This window comes from Mitsuokella sp. UBA4253, assembly GCF_002395285.1.
GTDB classification, from domain to species: Bacteria; Bacillota; Negativicutes; order Selenomonadales; family Selenomonadaceae; genus Mitsuokella; species Mitsuokella jalaludinii.
In genome coordinates, this window is the sequence record NZ_DGWR01000012.1 from 154,330 (window position 1) to 161,105 (window position 6,776).

At 59.4% G+C, this 6,776-nt stretch carries 7 protein-coding genes and 1 pseudogene; 3 read left to right on the forward strand and 5 right to left on the reverse strand.

What is annotated here, in order from left to right; genetic code table 11:
- Positions 1-108 precede the first annotated feature (108 nt).
- Positions 109-1,620, forward strand: coding sequence for a recombinase family protein (locus B2X55_RS06105; RefSeq protein ID WP_286821332.1), 1,512 nt, complete (start codon positions 109-111; stop codon positions 1,618-1,620).
- 75 nt (positions 1,621-1,695) lie between these two features.
- Here B2X55_RS06105 and udk read toward each other — a convergent pair whose 3' ends face one another.
- The 5 genes from udk to B2X55_RS06130 form a co-directional block, all read right to left on the reverse strand.
- Entirely contained in the window at positions 1,696-2,316 is a 621-nt protein-coding gene (gene udk, locus B2X55_RS06110; RefSeq protein WP_036373614.1) for a uridine kinase, read from the reverse strand.
- Between the two features lie 97 nt (positions 2,317-2,413).
- On the reverse strand, positions 2,414-3,256 hold the full coding sequence (locus B2X55_RS06115) for a metal ABC transporter permease (RefSeq protein ID WP_286821345.1): 843 nt from the start codon (positions 3,254-3,256) through the stop codon (positions 2,414-2,416).
- Positions 3,256-4,113 carry a metal ABC transporter ATP-binding protein gene (locus B2X55_RS06120; RefSeq protein ID WP_286821333.1) on the reverse strand — a complete coding sequence of 286 codons (858 nt, stop codon included), beginning with the start codon at positions 4,111-4,113 and terminating at the stop codon, positions 3,256-3,258. Before B2X55_RS06120 ends, B2X55_RS06115 begins: the two co-directional genes overlap by 1 nt.
- 21 nt (positions 4,114-4,134) lie before the next feature.
- Positions 4,135-4,887, reverse strand: a complete 753-nt coding sequence (locus tag B2X55_RS06125; protein WP_286821334.1) for an ABC transporter permease — start codon at positions 4,885-4,887, stop codon at positions 4,135-4,137.
- Positions 4,884-5,657, reverse strand: coding sequence for an ABC transporter ATP-binding protein (locus tag B2X55_RS06130; protein ID WP_286821336.1), 774 nt, complete (start codon positions 5,655-5,657; stop codon positions 4,884-4,886). The genes B2X55_RS06125 and B2X55_RS06130 overlap by 4 nt, the downstream gene beginning before the upstream one ends.
- 148 nt (positions 5,658-5,805) lie before the next feature.
- On the opposite strand from B2X55_RS06130, the pseudogene B2X55_RS06135 reads away from it, so the two are divergent.
- A pseudogene (locus B2X55_RS06135) lies at positions 5,806-6,081 on the forward strand (IS607 family transposase); the annotation flags it as partial.
- Positions 6,020-6,776 (forward strand): RNA-guided endonuclease InsQ/TnpB family protein (locus tag B2X55_RS06140; RefSeq protein WP_286821337.1); only part of this gene is annotated, 757 nt, incomplete at its 3' end. The pseudogene B2X55_RS06135 and the gene B2X55_RS06140, both read left to right, overlap by 62 nt.

A 6,776-nucleotide genomic window follows, 5' to 3' on the forward strand; every position in this document is an offset into this window, starting at 1 on the left:
CTGTCCGATGGAGCTTTGCTGAAAGCCTTGCGGCCTTCCCTGTGAAGAAATCCATTTACATGATACAACATGCGGGGAGGGCTTGCAAGCCATATAGGAGGTTATTCTATGATTGCTGCACTCTACGCCCGCTACTCGTCCGACAGCCAGCGGGCCGAAAGCATCGTGGCGCAGATCCGCGCGGGCCGCGAATACTGCCGCCGCAAAGGCTACCACATCATCAAAGAGTACGCCGACGAAGCGTATACCGGTACGAACGACAACCGCCCGGCCTATCGGGAGATGCTGCGCGATGCCGCGGCGGGGCTCTTTGAAGTCGTGATCTTCCATAAGGTAGACCGCAACGGCCGCAATGAATTCGACTACTACAAGAACAAGCAGGAGCTTGCCCGGCACAACGTCCGCGTCGAATACTCGGGGCAGGCCTTCGACAGCACGAGCCCCGAAGGTGCATTGATGGAAAACCAACTCGTCGGCCTCGCCGCGTACTACTCGCGCAACCTCTCGCGTGAGGTCAAGAAGGGCTTGAAGGAGAACGTGCTGGCGGGCAAGATCACCGGCGGCCGCCCGCTCTTCGGGTACAGCGTGGACAAGAACAAGAAGTACGTCATCAATGAGGAGGAGGCCGTGGCCGTCCGCTACATCTTCGAGCGCTACGCCGCCGGGGCGTCCTACATCGACATCCTGCGGGAGGTCAACGCCCGCGGCTACCGCACGCGGCGCGGGGCTGAGTTCGGCAAGGCCACGCTCCATGACATGCTCAACAACCGGCGCTACATCGGCACCTGCATCCTCGGCAAGAATCAGCCGTATCTTGACGGCAGGCGCAACAGCCACCGCCCGGACCATGACGGCATGATCATCGTGCCGAACGGCTGCCCGGCCATCATCAGCCCCGAACTCTTCCAGGCTGTGCATGAGCGCATGCAGGAAAACCGGCGGCGTGGCGGCAGGCGCACGGCGAAATATCCGTACCTGCTCTCCGGCCTCGTCTACTGCGGCGAATGCGGTGCCAGCATGTCCGGCACGCGCACCCGCACGCGCAAGAAGGAGATCCGTGAATACTACCGCTGCTGTCAGAAGTCCAACCACGGCGACGCGAAATGTCCGAACCGCTACATCTACGCGCCCGCCCTCGAAAACTTCATCATCGAGCGCCTTGCCGCAGTCATCGACAACGAAAACCTGCTCTTCCGGCTCGCCCAGAAAGTCCAGGAGAAGTACGACGCCCTTGTCGGTAACGCACGGGTGCAGATTGCCGCCCTGCAGGAGCAGGAGGCGAAGGCCAGCAAGTCCCTTGAACGCCTCTATGAAGTCATCGCAGACGGCGACACCTTCGACGACTTCGACCGTGCACAGATGAAGCACCTCAAGCAAAAGATCCTCGACATCCGCGCCCAGCGTGAAAAGCTCGAACAGCAGCCCGGCAAAACCATCTCCTCCGCTGAGATCGTCCACTACATCCGCGACCGCTTCCTTCCCGCCATCCGCCAGCGCACCGCCTCCGGCCTTACCGAACTCCTGCAGTATTTCGTCCACACCGTCACGGTCTTCCGCGACAAAATCCGCGTGGAGTATTGGTTCGCGGCCTGCCGGTACTCATCCGAGCGCACCACTTGAAATCATGCCCGCTCGTTCGAGCGGGCTTTTTGATGCAAAAAGCAGCCTCCCTCGCGGGCAGGCTGCCTTTTTGTATCAAGACTCCCCGTTCTCGAGGATGTCCTGTATCTTCGTCTTCATGATGTCGAAGGCCACATCGTTGAGGCCGCTGTTGATGACGATGTCGGCGAGATTCTTCGTCGGCTCGACGTAGAGATAGTGCATCGGCTTGACCGTCGTCAAGTACTGGCTGATGATGTTCTCGAGGTCACGGCCGCGCTCGTTCATATCGCGCAGCACGCGGCGCAGGATGCGCTCATCGGCATCGGCCTCGACGAAGATCTTGATGTCGAAGAGATTACGCAGGCGCTCATCCTGGAAGATCAGGATGCCCTCGACGATGATGACCTGGCTCGGCTCGATGACCTTCGTCTCCTTAGAGCGCGTGTGGCGTGTGAAGTCGTAGACGGGACACTCGATGCTCTTTCCCTCGCGCAGCGCCTTGAGATGCGCGACGAGCAGGTCCGTCTCGAGAGAGTCCGGGTGGTCGTAGTTGATGTACTGGCGCTGCTCAAACGGAATCTCGTCATGTGCCCTGTAGTAATCATCGTGATAGATGACCGTGACGCGGTCCCCGAAATGCGCCTTGAGCCGGTTCGTGAATGTGGACTTGCCCGAGCCCGTGCCGCCCGCAATGCCGATAATCGTCGTCTTCAATTCTGAAAGCCCCTTCCTGTATCGTATGAACATTACCTATTATCCTATCACAGATTCCGCTCCCTGTCTGCCCCCAGCGGACCGATAATATCCACCTTCAGCAGCTGAAGTACGGCTTCAACAGGAGCGTCAGGAAGAACAGCACCGAGGAGATCACGACGATCGTCGCACCGGCGGCCATGTCGAAGTAGTAGGCGAGCATCAGGCCGAGAAAGCCCGAGAACATCGCGATGAGCACCGAGAAGAGGTGGTACTGCTTGACGTTGTTGGCGATATTGCGCGCGCCGGCCGCCGGCAGAACGAGCATCGCGTTGATGATCAGGATGCCGACCCACTGGATGCTGATGGAGACGACGACGGCGAGCAGCGAGGCAAAGGCGCTCTCGATCCAGAAGGCGGGAATGCCGCGGCTGCGCGCGAATGACGAATTGATGGAGAGCACGAGCAGCTGGTTGAAGAGCAGCCCCCAGGCGATGAGGCCGAGCACGAAGACGACGGCCAGCGCCGAGAGATCGTCCGGCGTGATCGACAGGATGTCGCCAATGAGGAACGAGGAGAACTTGTTGAAGCCGCCGCCGTGGCTCATGATCATGAGGCCGAGCGCGATGGCCGTTGCTGAGAACACGCCGATGATCGTGTCCGTCGAAGCCGTGCTCTTGTTCTTGATGTAGGTGATGAAGAGCGCGAAGACGACCGAGAAGACGACGAGCGACAAGAGCGGCGAAACGGAGCCCAGGAGCACGCCGATGGCGATGCCGGTAAACGCGCCGTGGCCGAGTGAATCCGAGAAGAACGCCATGCGGTTCGAGACGACCATCGTGCTGATCAGGCCGAAGAGCGGCGTGACGAGCAGCACGGCCAGGAAGGCATTCTTCATGAAGTTGCTGCCGAGCCATGCAAACGGCAGGACCGCATCCATCAAGCTGTAAATCGCATCCATCATGCATCCGCCCCCCTCGCTTCATCTGCTGTATCCCCAGCCGTGTCCTGCGTGCCCGCAGGGATATCCGCCGCCGCTTCCTGTGCGGATTCACCAGCCAGCATGCCAAAGATCTTCTTGGTGCGCTGGTCGGCAAAGACCTCTTCCGGCGTGCCGCTCATGACGACGCCCTTATTCATCAGGACGACCTGGTCGGCGTGCTTGGCCACCATGTTGAGGTCGTGCGAGATCAAGATGATGGCCATGTCCTCCTTCTCGCGCAAATCTGCAACAATCTCATAGAAGAGTTCGAGGCCGTTCTGGTCGACGCCTGAGACAGGCTCGTCGAGAAGCAGGAGGTCAGGCATCGGGTCGAGCGCGAGCGCCAGGAGCACGCGCTGCAGCTCGCCGCCCGACAGCGCGCCGAGGCGGCGGTCGATGAGGTGCGCGGCGCGCACGCGCTCGAGGCTCCTCAGGACGCGCGGGCGCAGGGATTTGGCCGAGCAGAGCCAGACGGGCCGCCGCGTCAGGCAGGCCATGAAGATGTCCATGACGCTCGTCGGCGAGCTCACATCGAAGCGCAGGTACTGCGGCACATAGCCGATGACGGGATGGCCCGTGTGCTTGCCCTTCGCGTCGACGTAATGGAGACTCCCTCCATGCGGCACCTCGCCGAGGATGGCTTTGAGCAGCGTACTCTTGCCCGCGCCATTCGGCCCGATGAGTGCCGTGAGCTGGCCGCAATGGATGTGGATGTTGACATGGTCGAAGATGGTCAGGCGGCCGATCTTGACCGAGAAATCCTCGATCTTCGTGCAGCAGAGCTTCATACAATCGCTGCACGACGAGGCGTGATGATGGAGTATGGTCTTGAACAAGATGCAGTTCCTTTCTTTTATCTATTCGGTCAGCCTGCGGAAGGCACGGCTGCCCCAGAGCCAGCCGCCCGCCGCATAGGCGATCAGTACGAGGATGGAGAGATACGATACCTCCGCGCCGCTGCCGATGCCGCGCAGGAGGTAGCTCGTATGCGTGAGCGGCAACAGCTCGATGAAATAGCGCACGGCCGTCGGCAGCGACTGCGTCGTAAAGAATGTGCCGCAGAGGAAGGACATCGGCAGCAGGATGTAGGTATTGACCTGCGCCATCTCCTCATATGTGCGGATCTTCATCGCCGCGAGGAAGCCGATCTCCGCAAAGACGATGCAGTTGAGCACGAGTACGAGCAGGAAGAGCGGTGTCATCTGGAAATGCGCACCGAAGAGCAGCGCGAGGATGACGATGATGGCCGACGATATGAGTGCGCGCACGACAGCGGCCGCCACCTTACCGATTAGGAAGGCGTCGGGCCAGATTGGCGCGATCATGTACTCCTCGAGGCTCTTGTGGTAGATGCGCTCCGCGTGCACCGGTGTGATGCTGTTGAAGCTGATGTTCATGGAATTGAGCGCGAGGATGCCCGGCACGAGGAAATCGAGGTAGGTGCCAGAGCTGACCTCGATGCTGCGCCCGAGGCCCCAGCCGAACGCGACGAGGTAGAGCATCGGCGCGACCATGCGCGAGAGGATGAACTTCGCCATGCGCCGCTTGAGCACGACCCAGTCGCGCCAGAACACCGTCGCAATGTCAAAGAGATTCTCCTTGATGTTCATACGCGCCCTCCCTTCCCAGCGGCACCGTCCTCCGCCGTCAGCGCGAGGAAGACTTCCTCGAGGTTCGGCAAGTTCGTCTTCTGGCGCAGGTTCGCCGGCGTGTCGAGGTCGATGAGATGGCCCTTCGAGAGGATGGCAACACGGTCGCAGAGCGCTTCTGCCTCCTCGATGTAGTGCGTCGTCAAAAAGACCGTCACACCACCCTTGGCCATATCCTTGACGAGCGCCCAGATGCGGCGGCGTACCTGCGGGTCGAGTGCCACCGTCGGCTCGTCGAGGAACAGGATGCGCGGCCGGTGCAGGAGCGCCCGCACGATGAGCAGGCGACGCTTCATGCCGCCCGATAGGCGCCTGACGCCGTCGTTTATGACATCGGCAAGCTCGACATAGCGCAGGAGCTCCTCGATGCGCGCGCGGCGTTCTTCTTTTCCCATGTGATGCAGCCGCGCGTGCAGCTCCAGATTCTCGCCGACCGTGAGGTCCTGGTCGAAGTTGACGTGCTGTGGCACGACGCCGATAAGCGATTTGATGCGCCGCGCCTGACGGCGCGTGTCGAGCCCATCGTAGAGGATGGTGCCAGAAGTCGGCTGCGTCTGCATGGTCATCATGCGGATCGTCGTCGTCTTGCCCGCGCCATTGGGGCCGAGCAGGCCGAAGATCTCTCCCCTGCCGACCTGCAGCGTCAGGTCGGCGACGGCCGTCTTGAAGGCCGCCCGCCCCGCCTTGTCCTTGTGCGGGAATCTCTTCACGAGATGCTGCACTTCTATCATATCCCTGAAAATCCTTCCTACTAAATCAAATCTCAATGATACTTCCCTATTCTCTCACACTTTTTTGCAGATGAAAAGGTATTCTGAGAGGATTTCGCTATTTTATGGCGAATCATTCTCATATACTGGGAATCCCCCCCGGCCAAGGAGGATAATCCTCGTATCGCATCGAGATCGTTTTGTCCGGTTCGGTTTCGACTGGTTTGAGCGATTCTGCAAGAAGTTCAACGTGGAGATTGTGGTCGTGAAGAACGAGAAGCTGTCTCCGCAGGAAGAGCTGGTACAGGATATCGTCAGTATACTTCATGTATTTTCTTGTCGGCTTTATGGGTTGCGTAAGTACAAGAAGCAGATTGAAGGAGATGAGGAACTTGCTGAAGGCATTCAAGACAGAGCTCCGTCTCACCGAACGGCAAAAGGATAAGGTCCGGCGGTCGCTCGGCATCTGCCGCTTCCTCGCAAATCAGTACATCGCCCGCAACATCTGGCTGTACCGCCTGTATCAGCGCGGCGTCCTCGATGAGAAGCAGCGCCATTTCGTCACCGCCAATGACTTCGACAAGTACGTCAACCATGTACTGAAGAAGAAATTCCCTTGGATTGACCAGTGCGGGTCCAAGGCGCGCAAGAAGGTCCTCGTCAATGCGGAGCAGGCGTTCAGGCGTTTCTTCAAAGGACAGGCGCACTTCCCGCGCTTCAAGCGGAAAAACCAGCAGAACGTGAAGCTCTACTTCCCGAAGAACAATAAGGGCGACTGGACCATCTGGCGGCACAAGATTCAGGTCCCGACCATCGGCAAGGTACGCCTGAAAGAATTGGGCTACCTGCCGCAGGGCGTGACCATCAAGAATGGGCATGTCTCCTATGAAGCGGGCCGTTACTACGTCTCGGTCACAGCTGAGATTGAGGAGACGAGCCGCTATAACAACGACTTGGAAGCATCGTACCATCCGCAGACGGATGGCATCGGTGTGGACCTTGGTGTCAAATCGCTTGCTATCGTCAGCGATGGCAGGATTTTTGAGAATATCAATATGTCTTCCCGAGCCAGACGGCTCGAGAAACGGCTGAGAAGAGAGCAGAGGCGTCTCAGCCGCAAGTACGAGATGCGAAAGAAGA